Here is a 16,436-nt window from a genome sequence, read left to right as displayed (position 1 = left end):
GGTTTCGACGCCACGGCGAGATGTATGGGATGTCCCCGACCGCCTCCGACCCTACCTCTCGAAAGCCCCCAGGGTCATATCGAACAGGACCGTACGGAATTTGACATCCGGTGCGGACACCCCTACCCACCAGTACATTCACCGGCTCATACGTCGGTGCCGGTACCCATATGGGCACCGGCACCGACGCGTTGGACTCTTCCGGAATGCGACATCAGGAATCGGGAATACAGCGGGGGCTTCCGCCGGGCCGGACGGTTCAGCCGACGAGGCTGTCGTCCATCTCCTCCGACAGCGTGGACTCCGTACCGGGAATGCCCAGATCCTGCGCCCGCTTGTCGGCCATGGCGAGCAGCCGGCGGATCCGGCCCGCGACGGCGTCCTTGGTGAGCGGCGGGTCGGCGAGCGCGCCCAGTTCCTCCAGCGACGCCTGCTTGTGCTCCATCCGCAGCCTGCCGGCCGCCGCGAGGTGCTCGGGCACCTCGTCGGCGAGGATCTCCAGCGCGCGGCCCACCCTGGCCCCGGCGGCGACCGCGGCCCGTGCCGAGCGGCGGAGGTTGGCGTCGTCGAAGTTGGCGAGGCGGTTGGCGGTGGCGCGGACCTCGCGGCGCATCCGCCGCTCCTCCCACGCCAGGACGGACTCGTGCGCGCCGAGCCGGGTGAGCAGGGCGCCGATGGCGTCCCCGTCCCGGACGACGACCCGGTCCACACCGCGGACCTCACGGGCCTTGGACGCGATCTGCAGCCTGCGCGCCGCGCCCACCAGGGCCAGCGCGGCCTCGGGCCCGGGGCAGGTCACCTCCAGGGAGGAGGAGCGGCCGGGCTCGGTGAGCGAGCCGTGTGCCAGGAAGGCGCCGCGCCAGGCCGCCTCGGCGTCACAGGTGGCCCCCGAGACCACCTGCGGGGGCAGACCGCGGATGGGGCGGCCGCGGCCGTCCACCAGGCCGGTCTGGCGTGCCAGCTGATCGCCGCCCGCCACGACCCGTACGACGTAGCGGCTGCCTCTGCGCAGCCCGCCGGGGGCCATCACGATCAGTTCGGAGTTGTGCCCGAAGATCTCCAGGATGTCCCGCTTGAGCCTGCGCGCCGCCATGGCGGTGTCCAGCTCCGCCTCGATCACAATCCGCCCGCTCACCAGGTGCAGCCCGCCGGCGAACCGAAGAATCGCCGAAACCTCCGCCTTCCTGCAGCAGGTCCGGGTGACGGGGAGCCGGGAGACTTCGTCCTTCACCGCTGCCGTCATCGCCATGGGCCGATCCTTCCATGCATCCGAAAAATACGGTCGTACGCGGCGGCCAGCAGCTCCCTGTCGTGGGTAGGGGAGCCGTCGGGCGAGGCCACGGGCGCCAGCTCGACCGCCGCGCCGAGCCCTTTGGCGGCTTCGGCGAGACTCGCGCGGTCGGGCACGGCGGCCTCGTCGGCAAGCACCACGTCCAGGGCGAGTTTAGGGGCGTGTCGGGCCAAAACCTCCAAATGACGCTGCGGTGAGAAGCCATCGGTTTCACCGGGTTGCGGCGCGAGATTGAGCGAGAGCACCTTGCGCGCCTTCGTCTCGACGAGCGCGTCGAGCAGTTCGGGCACCAGCAGGTGCGGGATCACGGAGGAGAACCAGGAGCCGGGACCGAGCACCACCCAGTCCGCGTCGAGGACCGCGGCGACGGCCTCCGGGACGGCCGGCGGGTCGTTCGGCACCAGGTGCACGGACTGCACCTCACCCGGCGTGAGGGCGACCGTGGCCTGGCCGCGGACCGTGTCGACATCGTCCGGGCGGGCCGGGTCGTGGCCGCGGACCAGCGCCTGGAGCTCCAGCGGCACCGCGGACATCGGCAGCACCCTGCCGTGCGCGCCGAGCAGCCTGCCGACCAGGTCAAGGGCCTGCACATGGTCGCCGAGCTGCTCCCACAGGGCGACGATCAGCAGATTGCCGACCGCGTGCTCGTGCAGCTCGCCCTTGGACTGGAAGCGGTGCTGGATCACGCGGGCCCAGGTCTGCCCCCAGTCGTCGTCCCCGCAGAGCGCGGCGAGCGCCTTGCGCAGATCGCCGGGCGGCAGCACGCCCAGCTCCTCGCGGAGCCGGCCGCTGGAGCCGCCGTCGTCGGCGACGGTCACCACGGCGGTCAGGTCCCCGGTGATGCGGCGCAGCGCGGCGAGCGAGGCGGAGAGCCCCATCCCGCCGCCCAGCGCGACGACCTTCGGCTGGGTGCCGCGCCTGATCCGGCCCGGTACCAGCCGTACGCGCCGCAGCTTGGCGGTGCTGCGCCCTGTCACTCGCGCCCCATGTCGCGATGGACCAGCACCGTCTCGATCCCTTCCGACGCCAGCCGGGCGGCGAGCTTCTCGGACATCGCCACGGAGCGGTGCTTGCCGCCGGTACAGCCGACGGCGATGGTCACGTAGCGCTTGCCCTCGCGCCGGTAGCCGGTGGCGATGATCTGGAGCAGCTCGCTGTACTGGTTGAGGAACTCCTTGGCGCCCGGCTGGTTGAAGACGTACGCGGACACCTCCTCGTTGAGGCCGGTGAAGGGGCGCAGCTCGGGGACCCAGTGCGGGTTGGGCAGGAACCGGCAGTCGACGACGAGGTCCGCGTCGACCGGGAGTCCGTACTTGTAGCCGAAGGACATCACCGTCGCCCGGAGCTCGGGCTCCTCGTCGCCGGCGAACTGGGCGTCCATCTTGGCCCGCAGTTCGTGCACGTTGAGGCTGGAGGTGTCGATCACCAGGTCGGCGTCACCGCGCAGCTCGCGCAGCAGGTCGCGTTCGGCGGCGATGCCGTCGGTGATCCGGCCGTCCCCCTGGAGGGGGTGCGGTCTGCGGACCGATTCGAAGCGGCGCACCAGCGCGTCGTCGGACGACTCCAGGAAGACGATCCGCCGGGTGACCTGCTTGGCGGCCAGGTCCGCGAGGGACTGGCGCAGGTTGTCGAAGAACCGGCGGCCGCGTACGTCGACGACCACGGCGATACGGGCCACGTTGCCCTGTGAGCGGGCGCCGAGCTCGACCATGGTGGGGATCAGCGCGGGCGGGAGGTTGTCGACGACGAACCAGCCCAGGTCCTCCAGGCACTTCGCCGCGGTGGAACGCCCGGCGCCGCTCATCCCGGAGATGATCACCAGCTCCGGAATGGCTGCTTCCGCGGTCTCGGCCGGTGTGCCCGTGCCCGCACTGCCCGTACTCACGTCTGCTCCGTCCCGTTCCTGCTCATCACTCATGTGTGTCGCCCCCGTCGTCGTCCCCGTCGTCTTCAATGATCTCTCCTGTTGCCGTGTTCACGGCAGGGGCGGCCGGGGCCGCCTGTGCGAGCGCCGCGGCCACCGACTCGGCCGTCCTGCGGCCTATCCCGGGCACTTCGCAGATCTGCTCGATTGTGGCCTGTTTCAGCTTCTTGACGGAGCCGAAGTGCTTGATCAGGGCCTGTTTCCTGGTTTCGCCCAGACCGGCGACGGAGTCGAGCGGCCCCGCCTTGAAGCGCTTGGCCCGCTTGGCGCGCTGATAGGTGATGGCAAAACGGTGGGCTTCGTCACGCACCCGCTGGAGGAGGTAGAGCCCCTCGCTGGACCGGGGCAGGACAACCGGGTCGTCGTCATCGGGCAGCCAGACCTCCTCCAGCCGCTTGGCGAGACCGCAGACCGCGACATCGTCGATGCCCAGCTCGTCGAGAGCGCGCTTCGCCGCCGCCACCTGGGGCCGGCCGCCGTCGACCACCACCAGCTGGGGCGGGTACGCGAACCGCTTGGGACGGCCGTCGTCCTCGACGGCCCCGGCGGCCTGCTCCTCGGTCCACTCCCCCGTCCGCTCCTTCTCCTGGAGGTACCGCCGGAAGCGCCGGGTGAGCACCTCGTGCATGGACCGGACGTCGTCCTGCCCCTCGAAGCCCTTGATCTGGAAGCGGCGGTACTCCCCCTTGCGGACCAGACCGTCCTCGAAGACCACCATCGACGCCACCACGTCGTCGCCCTGGAGGTGCGAGATGTCGTAGCACTCGATCCGCAGCGGCGCGCTGTCCAGGCCGAGCGCGGCGGCGATCTCCTCCAGGGCCCGGGAGCGGGTGGTGAGGTCGGAGGCGCGCTTCGTCTTGTGCAGCACCAGTGCCTGCTGGGCATTGCGCTGGACGGTCGCCATCAGGTCCTTCTTGTCGCCACGCTGCGGGATGCGCAGCGAGACATGCGAACCGCGGCGGTCCGCGAGCCACTGGGTGACGGCTTCGGCCTGCTCCGGGAGGGCCGGGACCAGCACCTCCTTGGGCACGCCCTCGCCCTTCTCCTCGCCGTACAGCTGCTGGAGCGCATGCCCCACGAGGCCGGAGGTGTCCACGGCCTCGACCTTGTCGGTCACCCAGCCGCGCTGGCCGCGGACCCGGCCGCCCCGGACGTGGAAGATCTGGACGGCGGCCTCCAGCTCGTCCTCGGCGACCGCGATCAGGTCGGCGTCGGTGGCGTCGTTGAAGACGACCGCGTTCTTCTCCAGGGCGCGCTTGAGCGCCTCTATGTCGTCGCGGAGCCTGGCCGCCCTCTCGTACTCCATCTCCTCCGCCGCGTCCCGCATCTCCTGCTCGATGCGGCGTATGTACGTGCCGGTGCGGCCGGCCATGAAGTCGCAGAACTCCTCGGCGAGTTCGCGGTGTTCCTCGGGGGTGACGCGGCCGACGCAGGGCGCCGAGCACTTGCCGATGTAGCCGAGGAGGCAGGGGCGGCCGATCTGCGCGGAGCGTTTGAACACCCCGGCGGAGCAGGTGCGTACGGGGAAGACGCGGAGCATCAGGTCGACGGTCTCGCGGATGGCCCAGGCGTGGCCGTAGGGACCGAAGTAGCGCACGCCCTTCTTCTTGGGGCCGCGCATCACCTGCACCCGCGGGAACTCCTCGTTCATCGTCACCGCGAGGGACGGATAGCTCTTGTCGTCGCGGTACTTGACGTTGAAACGGGGGTCGAATTCCTTGATCCAGGAGTATTCGAGCTGGAGCGCCTCGACCTCGGTGGCGACCACCGTCCACTCCACGGAGGCCGCCGTGGTGACCATCGTCCGGGTGCGCGGGTGGAGATGGGCCAGGTCCTGGAAGTACGAGGACAGGCGCGGGCGCAGGCTCTTCGCCTTCCCGACGTAGATCACCCGGTGGTGCTCGTCGCGGAATTTGTAGACCCCCGGGGAGTCGGGGATCTGTCCCGGCTTGGGGCGGTAACTGGAGGGGTCTGCCATGTCTCCCACCCTACTGGCGGTGACTGACAGCGCGGAGTCGCCGCGGGCGGGCGTCAGGCCTTCTTGTCGGGGCCCGCGATCAGCTTTCCGCCCACCACCTTGACCGGTACGTCGGCGAGCGGGCGGCTGGCGGGGCCCTGCAGCACCTTGCCCGTCGTGACGTCGAAGCGGCTGCCGTGGCAGGGGCAGATGCCGACCTTGCCCTCGATCTTCTGCAGGGGGCAGTTCTGGTGGGTGCACCGCGACCAGAGCGCCTTGTACTCGTCGGCGCTCGGCCGGCTCACGAGCAGGAACTGGTCCCGGTAGTACTTCACTCCCCCGACCGGCACGGCGTCCGCCGCGCCGAGGTCGACGGGCTTGTCCGGCCCGGACGAGGTGCCACCGCCCCCGCCGGAGCAGGCGGTGAGCCCGAGCCCCGCGGCGCCCGCCAGGGCGGCCCCCATAAGGACGGAACGACGAGCGGGGGGCAGACCGGACATGGGAGGCTCCACTGTTCAGCAGGCATCAGCGACGGAACCGACCATACCGGTGGAGATCTCCGCCATCGCACGGGGTGTTCGCGGCGTTTACGGGCCCGGGAACTTCGGCTACGTTCGGGATCCGTGATCACCGTCGCCGGAGAGTCCCTGATCGACCTGGTGCCGCAGAACGCCGCCGCGCCCGGTGAGCCGCTGCCCGCACTGCTGCCACGGCTGGGCGGCGGGCCCTACAACACGGCGGTCGCCCTGGGGCGGCTCGGTGCCCGGGTGGGCTTCTGCTCGCGGGTGTCCACCGACGGCTTCGGCGAGGCGCTGCTCGGCGGGCTGCGGGCGGCCGGGGTGGACCTCTCGCTGGTGCAGCGCGGACCGGAGCCGACGACGCTCGCGGTGGCGGCGCTGAGCGACGACGGTTCCGCGGGATACGGCTTCTACGCCGAGGGCAGCGCGGACCGGCTCTTCCAACTCCCGGAGCAACTGCCCGCCGAGGTACGGGCGTTGTCGCTGGGCACCTGTTCGCTGGTCCTCGAACCGGGTGCGAGTGCGTACGAGGCGCTGCTGCGGCGGGAATCGGCGCGCGGGGTGTTCACCCTGCTCGACCCGAACATCAGGGCGGGGCTGATCCAGGACGGGGACGCCTACCGGAAGCGGTTCCGGGGCTGGCTGCCCGATGTCACCCTCCTGAAGCTGTCGGAGGAGGACGCCCAGTGGCTCGGCGGCACCCCGGAGGAGTGGCTGGCCGCGGGGCCGCAGGCGGTGGTGGTCACGCACGGCGGCGACGGCCTGACCGTACGGACCAGGGCGGGCGGCGAGTACGCGGTCCCCGGTGCGGCGGTCGATGTGGTGGACACGATCGGCGCGGGTGACACGGTCAACGCCGCGCTGCTGCACAGCCTTGCGGAGCGGGACGCCCTGTCGGCCGCGGCGACGGGCGCGCTGTCCGGCGACGACTGGGCCCAGGTCCTGGGCTTCGCGGCCCGGGCGGCCGCGGTGACCTGCTCACGTACGGGGGCCCAGCCGCCGTACGCGCGGGAGCTGACCTAGGGACTCGCACCCTCGGACCGGGGCCCGTGTGGGGGCCGGGGCCCGCGTGAGGACCGGGCCGGAGTCGTTGGGATTGGGCCGGAGTCGTTGGAGTCAGGCCGTTCGGATCAGGCCGGATCAGTCCGGATCAGTCCGGATCAGTCCGGATCAGGAGGGGCCAGGCCCGGCTGCCTGAGCAGGAAGGCGGTCACCGCCGACCGGAAGCCTGCCGGGTCCTCGGCCCAGGGAAGGTGCCCGGCACCGCGCAGGACGACCCGCTCGGCCCGCGGCAGGGCGCTCGCCAGGGAGTCCACGGCCGAGCGCGGACGGAGGTCGCGGTCCCCGTCCACGATCAGTACCGGGATGTCCAGCTCCGCACAGCGTCCGCGCAGGGCGGGGGTGCCCCAGCTCCATCGGTTCTCCGCGTTGATGGTGTCGTTGGCGGCCAGGTTGACCCCGTACCAGGGGGTGGCCATCCGCTCCGCGAGCCGGTGCGCGCGGGTCCGGTCCTGGAACTCCACCGACCAGCGCAGTACGACACTGCTGCGGTCGTCCAGCTCCCCCCGGGGTTCCGGTGCCGCTTCCAGGCCCCGGCGGAACGCGCGGACGAACTCGGGATACCAGGTGTCCACCGGATCGATGCCGGTGCCGGAGACATAGACGAGTGCGCCGACCCGGCCGGGGTGCTCCAGCGCGTAGCACAGGGCCAGCTGAGCACCCCAGGAGTGGCCGAGCAGCGCCATCCGGTCCAGGTCGAAGTGGCGGCGGACTGCTTCGAGGTCGGCGACCGAGCGGGCCACCGTGTACGGGCCGTCGGACGGGCCCGAGCGGCCGCAGCCCCGCTGGTCCCAGCGGTGCACGGCGTACCCGGGCAGCAGGTCGGCCACGTCCTGCAGGGTGTCCCACAGGCCGGGGCCGCCGTGGCAGAACACCACGGGCTGACCCTGGCCCCGGCGCACGGCCCAGAGCCGTGCGCCGTCGTCGGTCCGTACCTCCGTCAAGGCCTCACGCTCCCCCATCCGTCAGGGGCGCCGGCCCCCCGTCACCGCCGGAGTCACGGACAACACCGCGCGGACAAGCACCGCGCGGACAGCCCGGTTCGGACAGCACAGCACGGACTGCGCCGCATCGACAGCACAGTCACGACGAGGCGCGGCGTGTACGCGTCGTCTTCTTCGCGGCCGCCTTCTTCGGCGCTGCCTTCTCCGCTGCCGGCTTCTTGGCCGCTGCCTTCTTCACTGCGGCCCCCTTCGCTGCGGCCTTCTTCGCCGGCGCCTTGCTGACCGGAGTCGCGTCGCTGATCCGGTCGGAGTCCAGGATGTCCCGGAGGAACTTCCCGGTGTGGCTGGCCGGGACCCCCGCGACCTGCTCCGGGGTGCCCTCCGCGATGACCAGGCCTCCGCCGTTGCCGCCCTCGGGCCCCATGTCGATGACCCAGTCCGCCGTCTTGACGACATCCAGGTTGTGCTCGATGACGATCACCGTGTTCCCCTTGTCGACCAGGCCCGACAGCACGTTGATCAGCTTGCTGATGTCCTCGAAGTGGAGGCCCGTCGTCGGCTCGTCCAGGACATAGACGGTGCGGCCGGTGGAGCGCTTCTGGAGCTCGCTCGCCAGCTTCACCCGCTGTGCCTCGCCGCCCGACAGCGTCGGCGCGGACTGCCCGAGCCTGACGTAGCCGAGGCCCACCTCGTTGAGCGTGCGCAGATGACGCGCGATGGTCGGGACGGCCTCGAAGAAGTCCAGGCCCTCTTCGATCGGCATGTCCAGGACCTCGGCGATGGACTTGCCCTTGTAGTGGACCTCAAGGGTCTCCCGGTTGTAGCGCGCGCCGTGGCAGACCTCGCACGGGACGTACACATCCGGCAGGAAGTTCATCTCGATCTTGATCGTGCCGTCGCCCGAGCAGTTCTCGCAGCGGCCGCCCTTGACGTTGAAGGAGAAGCGCCCCGGCAGGTACCCGCGGACCTTGGCCTCCATCGTCTCGGCGAAGAGCCTGCGCACATGGTCGAAGACACCGGTGTACGTCGCCGGGTTGGACCGGGGAGTACGGCCGATGGGCGACTGGTCGACGTGAACGACCTTGTCGACCAGGTCGTCGCCGTCGACCCGGGTGTGCCGGCCGGGCACCGTACGCGCGCCGTTGAGCTCACGCGCCAGGTGCGTGTAGAGGATGTCGTTGACCAGGGTCGACTTGCCGGATCCCGAGACACCGGTGACCGCGGTCAGCACCCCGAGCGGGAAGGGCACGTCGATGTCCTGGAGGTTGTTCTCCCGGGCACCGTGCACCGTCAGCCGCCGCCCCGGGTCCACGGGCCTGCGCACGTCCGGGATCGGGATGGCCTTCTTGCCCGCCAGGTACTGGCCGGTCAGGGACTCCTTGTTGGTGAGCAGGTCCTTCAGCGACCCGGAGTGCACGACCTTGCCGCCGTGCTCACCCGCGCCGGGGCCGATGTCCACGACCCAGTCGGCGACCTTGATGGTGTCCTCGTCGTGTTCGACGACGATCAAGGTGTTGCCCATGTCGCGCAGCCGGATGAGCGTCTCGATGAGACGGTGGTTGTCGCGCTGGTGCAGGCCGATGGACGGCTCGTCCAGCACGTACAGCACACCGACCAGACCGGAACCGATCTGCGTCGCCAGCCTGATGCGCTGCGCCTCGCCGCCGGAGAGCGTGCCCGCCGCGCGGTTGAGCGAGAGGTAGTCGAGACCGACGTCGACCAGGAACTTCAGCCGTTCGTTGACCTCCTTGAGCACCCGCTCGGCGATCTTCTTGTCGCGGGCGTTGAGCTTCAGCCGGCCCAGGAAGTCCGCGCACTCACTGATCGACATCGCGGCGACCTCGGCGATGGACTTCTCCATCACGGTGACCGCGAGGACGATCGGCTTCAGCCGGGTGCCCTCACAGGTCGGGCAGGGCACCTCGCGCATATAGCCCTCGAAGCGCTCCCTGCTGGAGTCGCTCTCGGCCTCCGAGTGCCGCCGCTTGACGAAGGGCACCACGCCTTCGAAGGAGGTCGTGTAGGCGCGCTCCCGCCCGTACCGGTTGCGGTAGCGGACCTCGATCTGGGTCTTGTGGCCGTTCAGCAGGGCCTTCTTGGCGCGCTGCGGCAGCCCGGCCCAGGGGATGTCCGTCCGGAATCCGAGCTCTTCGGAGAGCGCACCGACCAGCCGTGCGAAGTATTCCTTGGTGTGGCCGTGCGACCACGGCGAGATCGCGCCCTCGTCGAGTGACTTGTCCTCGTCCGGGATGAGCAGCTCGGGGTCGACCTCCATGCGCGTCCCGATGCCGGTGCAGTCGGGGCAGGCGCCGAAGGGCGAGTTGAACGAGAAGGAGCGCGGCTCCAGCTCTTCGAAGGACAGGTCGTCGTACGCGCAGTAGAGGTGCTCGGAGTACATCCGCTCACGCTCGGGGTCGTCCGCGGGCAGATCGACGAAGTCCAGGATGACCATGCCGCCGGCCAGCCCGAGCGCGGTCTCCACCGAGTCGGTGAGGCGACGCTTGGCGCTGTCCTTGACCGTGAGGCGGTCGATGACCACCTCGATGGTGTGCTTCTCCTGCTTCTTCAGCTTGGGCGGCTCGGAGAGCTGGATCGTCTCGCCGTCCACCCGGGCACGGCTGTACCCCTTGGTCTGGAGGTCGGAGAAGAGGTCGACGAATTCGCCCTTGCGCTCCCGCACGAGCGGCGAGAGCACCTGGAAGCGGCTGCCCTCCGGCAGTTCGAGGACCTTGTCGACGATGGCCTGCGGGGACTGGCGCGAGATGGGCCGGCCGCACTGGGGGCAGTGCGGCTTGCCGATGCGCGCGAAGAGCAGACGCAGGTAGTCGTAGACCTCGGTGATGGTGCCGACCGTCGAGCGCGGGTTGCGCGAGGTCGACTTCTGGTCGATGGAAACAGCGGGGGACAGCCCCTCGATGAAGTCCACATCGGGCTTGTCCATCTGCCCGAGGAACTGCCGGGCGTACGAGGAGAGCGACTCGACATAGCGGCGCTGCCCCTCGGCGAAGATCGTGTCGAACGCGAGGGAGGACTTTCCCGATCCGGAGAGCCCGGTGAAGACGATCAGGGAGTCACGCGGGAGGTCGATCGAGACGTTCTTGAGATTGTGCTCGCGAGCGCCACGAACGATGAGACGGTCGGCCACGCCGGTCCGCACCTTTCTGAGAGAAGAAGCAGGGGCGGAGCCCCCTCCCCAGGGTATGGGGGGCGCCTCAGCGATGTCTGAAGATGGCTTGTTGGATGTCTCTCACGAGCCTATAGCACGCGCATTCGAATTACGGCCATCGGTAAAGAGCTTCACCCGAAGGAGTGGAGGGGCCTATCGTCAGCCGCATGATCGATCACGTGCGCGACCTGGAATCCCTGGACGAGGCGACCGAACGGCTCCTGGCCGCGGCTGCCGGACTGGACAACGCCACGGCCGCGGAACCGTCACGGCTCCCCGGCTGGTCCCGCGGTCATGTCCTCGCCCATCTCTCACGTAACGCCGACGCGATCGGAAATGTTCTCGCCGGTCTGCCGATGTACGCATCCGCCGAGGCCCGCGACGCCGACATCGAGCGCGACGCTCACCGCCCGCTCGCCGCACAGCTGACCGACCTGCGCGAGAGCGCGGCCCGGCTCCGTGAGCGCGCGGCACTTCCCGCGGACTGGTCCCGCACCGTGACCCTCCGCAACGGCGTCACGGACACGGCCGCCCGCGTCCCCTTCCGGCGGTGGGCCGAGATCGAGCTGCACCACGTCGATCTCGGCATCGGCTACGAGCTGGCGGATCTTCCCGCGGAGTTCACCCGGCGGGAGATCGGCTTCCTGCGGGACCGCTTCTCCGGCGATCCCGCAGTGGCCGGTGTCGAAGGGCCCGCCACCGCGCTGCTGGGCTGGCTGTCGGGCCGCGGCGACGGCAAGGGGCTGACGGTCCCCGGCGGCGGCGCGCTGCCGGTACTGCCGTCGCTCTAGTACTCCGTACCGAACCAGCACTTCGTACCGAACACCCCCGCCCCCGGCCCGGTCTGCCGCTCTAGACTCGGCACCATGACGTACAGCGGAGTGGTGAAGGTCGGCGGCCCGGCGGACGTACACGAGCTGACAGCTCTGATGATCTCCAAGGTCGCGGTGGGCCCGATGAACAACAACGCGTATCTGCTGCGCTGCCGGGAGTCCGGAGAGCAGCTGCTGATCGACGCGGCCAACGACACCGAGACGCTGCTGCAACTGATCGGGGACGACTCGATCGCCTCCGTGGTCACCACACACCGCCACGGCGACCACTGGCAATCCTTGCAGGACGTGGTGGACGCGACGGGCGCCCGCACCTACGCGGGGCGGTACGACGTCGGGGGCATCCCGGTCGCCACCGACGTCCCCGTGGAGGACGGTGACAGGATCTGGGTGGGCCGGGTCGAGCTCAGCGCCCGCCGGCTGATCGGCCACACCCCGGGCTCGATCGCACTCATCTACGACGACCCGCACGGCCACCCGCATGTCTTCACCGGCGACTGCCTCTTCCCCGGCGGGGTCGGGAACACCTTCGACGACCCGAAGGCCTTCACCAGCCTGCTCGACGGTGTCGAGGAGAAGCTCTTCGACCGGCTGTCCGACGAGAGCTGGGTCTACCCGGGGCACGGGCACGACACCACGCTGGGCAATGAGCGCCCACACCTCGCGGAGTGGCGCGCCCGCGGCTGGTGAGCCGCGGGCGTACCCGTAGACCTGCCCCCTTTTTCTCCCTGGGCCGACCGGCCGTCAGGCGTCGATGCCGTCCTTGTCCGACGCCCCGGCCGCCTCCGCTGCCGCTTGCTTCCTGCTGGCGAGGAGGCTGGTGACCGTGGTGACGATCAGCACGCCGCAGATGACCGCCAGCGAGACGGGGATGGAGATCTCCGGGACGGGCACCCCGGACTCGTGCAGCGCGTGCAGCAGCAACTTGACGCCGATGAAGCCGAGGATGACCGACAGCCCGTAGCTGAGGTGCACCAGCTTCTTCAGCAGGCCGCCTATGAGGAAGTACAGCTGGCGCAGCCCCATGAGGGCGAAGGCGTTGGCCGTGAAGACGATGTACGGGTCCTTGGTGAGGCCGAAGATCGCGGGGATCGAGTCCATCGCGAACAGCACGTCGGTGGTGCCGATGGCGAGCATCACGACCATCAGCGGCGTCATGATCCGCTTGCCGTTCTGCTGGATGAAGAGCTTGGTGCCGTGGTAGCGGTCGGCCACGCCGAAACGCCGCTCGACCGACTTGAGGAGGCGGTTCTCCTCGAACTCCTCTTCCTCGTCGCCCGAACGCGCTTCCTTGATGAGCTTCCAGGCGGTGTAGATCAGGAACGCACCGAAGAGGAAGAAGACCCACGAGAAGCCGGCGATGATCGCCGCGCCCGCCGCGATGAAGACCGCACGCAGCACCAGGGCTATCAGGACACCGAACAGCAGCACCCGCTGCTGCAGGTGGGACGGCACCGAGAACTTCGCCATGATCAGGATGAAGACGAAGAGGTTGTCGACGCTCAGCGACTTCTCGGTGATGAAGCCCGCGAAGAACTCGCCGGACGCCTGGCCGCCGCCGAAGAGCAGCAGGCCGAGGCCGAAGAGCGCGGCCAGGGCGATCCAGACCACGGTCCAGACACCGGCCTCCTTGACCGATACGTCATGGGGCTTGCGACCGATCACGAAGTCGGCCGCGATCAGGGCGCCCAGGCCAAGAATGGTCAGGGCCCACAGGGTCAGTGACACGTCCATTACGCCTCCGGCGTTTGCTACGGCTACTTGATCAGCGTCGTCGCTGCCGGAGGTCTCTTCCACCCGCGCCGGACGGACCGGCTCATCGGGCCGGCGCCCCGGGACCTGACAGGTCCGTACTGACGGGTGCGCCGCACTTGGGGAGTACTCCCCTCCGCACCAAGAACAGTACAGGGAACACCAAGGGAAGGTAAAGAGCTTGGTAAAGAATAATCCAAGCACGCAGGTCAAGAGTGCAGAGAGGTACGGAGACGGCAGCGATCCGGGAGGACCGGAAGGGCCTGAAGGCACCTCAAGGGGCTGGGGGAACCGGTCGGGGCCAGACTCGGCGGGCCGCGGCGACCTGGTCGAGCACGTTCCGCAGCACCTCACTGCCCGGTGGCGGCAGCGACGGTTCGTACGTCCAGGCATGCCCGACCCAGGGGTCGGCTATGTGGTCGTCCGGGACCGGGGTGATGCGCAGCAGCGAACGCCATAGCGGGTCGAGCACCGGACCGTACTCCCGTGCGTCCTCCCGGTCGGCGACCATCAGCAGATGGACACCGACGGAGGGCCCCTCGTCGGCCAGGTAGCGCAGGTGTGTGAGGGCGCGGTCATCGAAACCGTGCGGGAAGTCGTTGACGATCAGCAGCTGCTCCGCCGGGTCCAGATCCGGCGGGAGGGAGTCGGCCGCACCTCCGCGCACCGCCATCTGCACCAGATCCACCCGCTGCACCAGGCGCGCCAGTACGGCAGCCACCCCCTGCGCGCCGGTCGCCGGCGGTGCGTCGAGCACTCCGGAGGCGGTCAGCGGAGCCAGCGGTCCTGCGCCCGAGCCCGCCGGATCGATCACCTGCACGGTGAACTCCCCCGCCGGGTGGACGGCGAGCAGGCGAGCGGCGTGGGCGACGGCGGTGTCCATGGCGCGGGTGCGCAGCCCGGCGGAGTCCAGCTCCGCCCCGGATCCGGTACGGCCGCTGTCGACCCAGAGGCCGCGCTCAAGTGGCAGCCGCACCAGCATCGGGATGCGCAGCCCGGGACGGACCGGAAGGTGCAGATCACCGGCGCGCAGCGCGAGCGGAGCCTCGGCCGGGACGCGGTACCCGTGCCAGACGGGGTGGTCCCAGCGGGCGAAGGCCGGGGCCAGGGCCGGCTCGACCACCTCGGACTCGGCGACGAGCTGGTCGAGGTCCCGGTCGAGCACCTCTCGTGCCCGAGCTGCCAGCCCGTCCCGCTTCTCCTGCGCCTGTCTCCGGGCTTCGGCACCTGCGGAACCGGTACGGCTGCGCGGGTCGGAGAGCGCCTCGTCGATCTCGCGTTCCAGACGCGAGTCGGCGAAATCGACAGCGCTGCGGTACGCGGCGGCCGCCCGGGCCAGGTCCTCGAACATGCCCCGGACCTGGTTGTACAGACGCTCCTCCATGGACCAGCCGGTGGCGTCGCCCGCGACGGGCCGGTGCTGCTCGCCGGGCCGGGGGCCGGGCACAGCCGGGGGCGGCGTCGGAGGCGCGGCGCGCTGCCGGCGCGGATGCGTGTAGTCGACCGGGCCGCCCTCGGGGCGCCCGCCGGCTCCGGGAACGCCCGGTCCCTCGCCCGGCACCGGTCGCGGGGACTGTGGCACGGGGGTGGTGGCACGTTCCTCGGGACGGTCACCGAAGCCCGGGCCGGGACGCACATCGCCGCCCGGCACGGTATGCGGCGGGGCCTGCGCGGTGCACGGCGGGGCCACCGAGCGGGCCGCGCTGCCGACGGCTGCGGCCTGGATCGCGTCCGCGAGGTCCCGGGCGCCCGGCAGCCCCTGGTCACCGAGCAGATCGGCAAGGCCGCCCGCGTACCCCTGGCCGACGGCACGGACCTTCCAGGCTCCCTGTCTGCAGTAGAGCTCCAGGGCGACGACTGCCGACTCGGCGCCCAGTCCGGTGATGGTGTAGCTGACGACCTCCGCACCGGCCGGCCCGGTGACAGCGGTGAAGGGTGCGGCGACGGAGGCGAACGAGCTGGGGCCGCCGGGGCCGGTGGGCAGAGCCAGCAGGACGTTCACCCGGTGCACGGCCTCCGGCAGTGCTTCCAGGTCCACCGCGAGCCGGTGGTCCGCCGCCGCCTGCCGGGACACTTCGAGGCCGGGCAGCTGCGGAGATCCGGGATGGGCCACCCACTCCGCGCCGCGGACCCGGCCCTGCTCGTCGCTGAGCGTGGCACCGGCCAGGACCGGCTTCCCTGCCGACACCCGGATTTCCAGTCGGGCCACGGGCAGGGGATGGTTCTGCCCCCGGACCAGCTCGGCCGTCATCGCGCGTGTCCCCTCGTCGCGTTGCACTCGGTCGTCAGCTTGCGGTTCCGCCGGCCGGAACAGCCAGTTCCCGGCAGCCTCGTGCCGCCGGGAACTGCTCGCGCACTCTCGGAGATAGCCGGGTGGTGGTGACCGGCCGGGTGGTGGCGCCTACAGGTGCGGCAGGATCGCCGGCATCAGGTCCTGGAACGTGCGGCCGTTGGCCGGGTTGCCGATGGCCGTCATCTGCCAGCCACCGCCCGAACGGTGCACCTTCGCCATGATCTGGGCCGTGAACTGGCCGCCGCCGTCGAGCGTGTAGCGGGCGAGCTCTTCGCCGTTGGTCTCGTCGACGATGCGGCAGAAGGCGTTCTGCACCTCCTGGAACGTCTGACCGGTGAACGAGTTCACCGTGAAGACGATCTGGTCGATGTGGACCGGGACCCGGGCGAGATCGACGAGGATCGCCTCGTCGTCGCCTCCCTGGCCCGCGCCGCCGACCAGGTTGTCACCGGTGTGCTTCACCGAGCCGTCGTCGCTGACGAGGTGGCGGAAGAACACCACGTCCACGGGCTGCTTGTCGGCGAACAACACCGCCGATGCGTCGAGGTCGATCTCCCGGGTGCGGGAACCGAACAGCCCACGGCGCGGCGCCGCCTGCCAGCCGAGCCCCATCCGCACCGCCGTCAGGGTGCCCCCGTCGTTCTTCTGCAGGCTGATGGCCTGCCCCTTGGTCAGATTGACGCCAGGGCCCTTGGCAAA

At 70.3% G+C, this 16,436-nt stretch carries 13 protein-coding genes; 3 read left to right on the top strand and 10 right to left on the bottom strand.

Annotated features, from left to right (window positions below):
* Positions 1-259 precede the first annotated feature (259 nt).
* The 5 genes from whiA to OG385_RS25950 are packed head-to-tail and all read right to left on the bottom strand — an operon-like array spanning position 260 to position 5,672.
* On the bottom strand, positions 260-1,249 hold the full coding sequence (gene whiA, locus OG385_RS25970) for a DNA-binding protein WhiA (RefSeq protein ID WP_266858127.1): 990 nt from the start codon (positions 1,247-1,249) through the stop codon (positions 260-262).
* Positions 1,240-2,268, bottom strand: a complete 1,029-nt coding sequence (gene yvcK / locus OG385_RS25965) for a uridine diphosphate-N-acetylglucosamine-binding protein YvcK (protein ID WP_266858126.1) — start codon at positions 2,266-2,268, stop codon at positions 1,240-1,242. Before yvcK ends, whiA begins: the two co-directional genes overlap by 10 nt.
* Positions 2,265-3,209 (bottom strand): RNase adapter RapZ, encoded by a 945-nt coding sequence (gene rapZ / locus OG385_RS25960; protein WP_266858125.1) that lies wholly within the window; start codon positions 3,207-3,209, stop codon positions 2,265-2,267. The genes yvcK and rapZ overlap by 4 nt, the downstream gene beginning before the upstream one ends.
* Positions 3,202-5,193 (bottom strand): excinuclease ABC subunit UvrC, encoded by a 1,992-nt coding sequence (uvrC, locus tag OG385_RS25955; RefSeq protein ID WP_266858124.1) that lies wholly within the window; start codon positions 5,191-5,193, stop codon positions 3,202-3,204. Before uvrC ends, rapZ begins: the two co-directional genes overlap by 8 nt.
* 53 nt (positions 5,194-5,246) lie before the next feature.
* The gene (locus tag OG385_RS25950; RefSeq protein WP_266858123.1) at positions 5,247-5,672 is read right to left on the bottom strand and encodes a Rieske (2Fe-2S) protein; all 426 of its coding nucleotides are present in this window, start codon (positions 5,670-5,672) and stop codon (positions 5,247-5,249) included.
* A 123-nt stretch (positions 5,673-5,795) separates the two neighbouring features.
* On the opposite strand from OG385_RS25950, the gene OG385_RS25945 reads away from it, so the two are divergent.
* Positions 5,796-6,713: a carbohydrate kinase gene (locus OG385_RS25945; RefSeq protein ID WP_266858122.1), complete on the top strand. Its 918-nt coding sequence runs from the start codon at positions 5,796-5,798 to the stop codon at positions 6,711-6,713.
* A gap of 137 nt (positions 6,714-6,850) precedes the next feature.
* Here the strand turns inward: OG385_RS25945 and OG385_RS25940 are convergent, their stop codons facing one another.
* The gene (locus OG385_RS25940; RefSeq protein ID WP_266858121.1) at positions 6,851-7,693 is read right to left on the bottom strand and encodes an alpha/beta fold hydrolase; all 843 of its coding nucleotides are present in this window, start codon (positions 7,691-7,693) and stop codon (positions 6,851-6,853) included.
* A 139-nt stretch (positions 7,694-7,832) separates the two neighbouring features.
* Positions 7,833-10,838 (bottom strand): excinuclease ABC subunit UvrA, encoded by a 3,006-nt coding sequence (gene uvrA, locus OG385_RS25935; protein ID WP_266858120.1) that lies wholly within the window; start codon positions 10,836-10,838, stop codon positions 7,833-7,835.
* Between the two features lie 188 nt (positions 10,839-11,026).
* Between uvrA and OG385_RS25930 the strand changes: the two genes are divergently transcribed.
* Entirely contained in the window at positions 11,027-11,650 is a 624-nt protein-coding gene (locus OG385_RS25930; protein ID WP_266858119.1) for a maleylpyruvate isomerase family mycothiol-dependent enzyme, read from the top strand.
* Between the two features lie 75 nt (positions 11,651-11,725).
* Positions 11,726-12,382 (top strand): MBL fold metallo-hydrolase, encoded by a 657-nt coding sequence (locus OG385_RS25925; RefSeq protein WP_266858118.1) that lies wholly within the window; start codon positions 11,726-11,728, stop codon positions 12,380-12,382.
* Between the two features lie 54 nt (positions 12,383-12,436).
* On the opposite strand, the gene OG385_RS25920 is transcribed toward OG385_RS25925, so the two are convergent.
* The 3 genes from OG385_RS25920 to OG385_RS25910 all read right to left on the bottom strand — a co-directional run bounded on the left by OG385_RS25920 (position 12,437) and on the right by OG385_RS25910 (position 16,412).
* Positions 12,437-13,426 carry a TerC/Alx family metal homeostasis membrane protein gene (locus OG385_RS25920; protein WP_266858117.1) on the bottom strand — a complete coding sequence of 330 codons (990 nt, stop codon included), beginning with the start codon at positions 13,424-13,426 and terminating at the stop codon, positions 12,437-12,439.
* Between the two features lie 292 nt (positions 13,427-13,718).
* Positions 13,719-15,695: a TerD family protein gene (locus OG385_RS25915; RefSeq protein ID WP_266858116.1), complete on the bottom strand. Its 1,977-nt coding sequence runs from the start codon at positions 15,693-15,695 to the stop codon at positions 13,719-13,721.
* Positions 15,696-15,845: 150 nt separating this feature from the next.
* A complete protein-coding gene (locus tag OG385_RS25910) occupies positions 15,846-16,412 on the bottom strand; it encodes a TerD family protein (protein WP_266861166.1) in 567 nt (188 codons plus the stop codon).
* Between the last annotated feature and the right edge of the window lie 24 nt (positions 16,413-16,436).

The sequence above is a fragment of the Streptomyces sp. NBC_01306 genome, from assembly GCF_026340465.1.
Taxonomy (GTDB): Bacteria; Actinomycetota; Actinomycetes; order Streptomycetales; family Streptomycetaceae; genus Streptomyces.
This window is presented reverse-complemented; position numbering and strand designations above follow the sequence as displayed.

Excerpts from the sequence above, each read along its gene's own strand:
- whiA (WP_266858127.1), bottom strand. The coding sequence starts at position 1,249 with ATGGCGATGACGGCAGCGGTGAAGGACGAAGTCTCCCGGCTCCCCGTC.
- rapZ (WP_266858125.1), bottom strand. The coding sequence starts at position 3,209 with ATGAGTGATGAGCAGGAACGGGACGGAGCAGACGTGAGTACGGGCAGT.
- uvrC (WP_266858124.1), bottom strand. The coding sequence starts at position 5,193 with ATGGCAGACCCCTCCAGTTACCGCCCCAAGCCGGGACAGATCCCCGAC.
- OG385_RS25950 (WP_266858123.1), bottom strand. The coding sequence starts at position 5,672 with ATGTCCGGTCTGCCCCCCGCTCGTCGTTCCGTCCTTATGGGGGCCGCC.
- OG385_RS25930 (WP_266858119.1), top strand. The coding sequence starts at position 11,027 with ATGATCGATCACGTGCGCGACCTGGAATCCCTGGACGAGGCGACCGAA.
- OG385_RS25925 (WP_266858118.1), top strand. The coding sequence starts at position 11,726 with ATGACGTACAGCGGAGTGGTGAAGGTCGGCGGCCCGGCGGACGTACAC.
- OG385_RS25920 (WP_266858117.1), bottom strand. The coding sequence starts at position 13,426 with ATGGACGTGTCACTGACCCTGTGGGCCCTGACCATTCTTGGCCTGGGC.
- OG385_RS25915 (WP_266858116.1), bottom strand. The coding sequence starts at position 15,695 with ATGACGGCCGAGCTGGTCCGGGGGCAGAACCATCCCCTGCCCGTGGCC.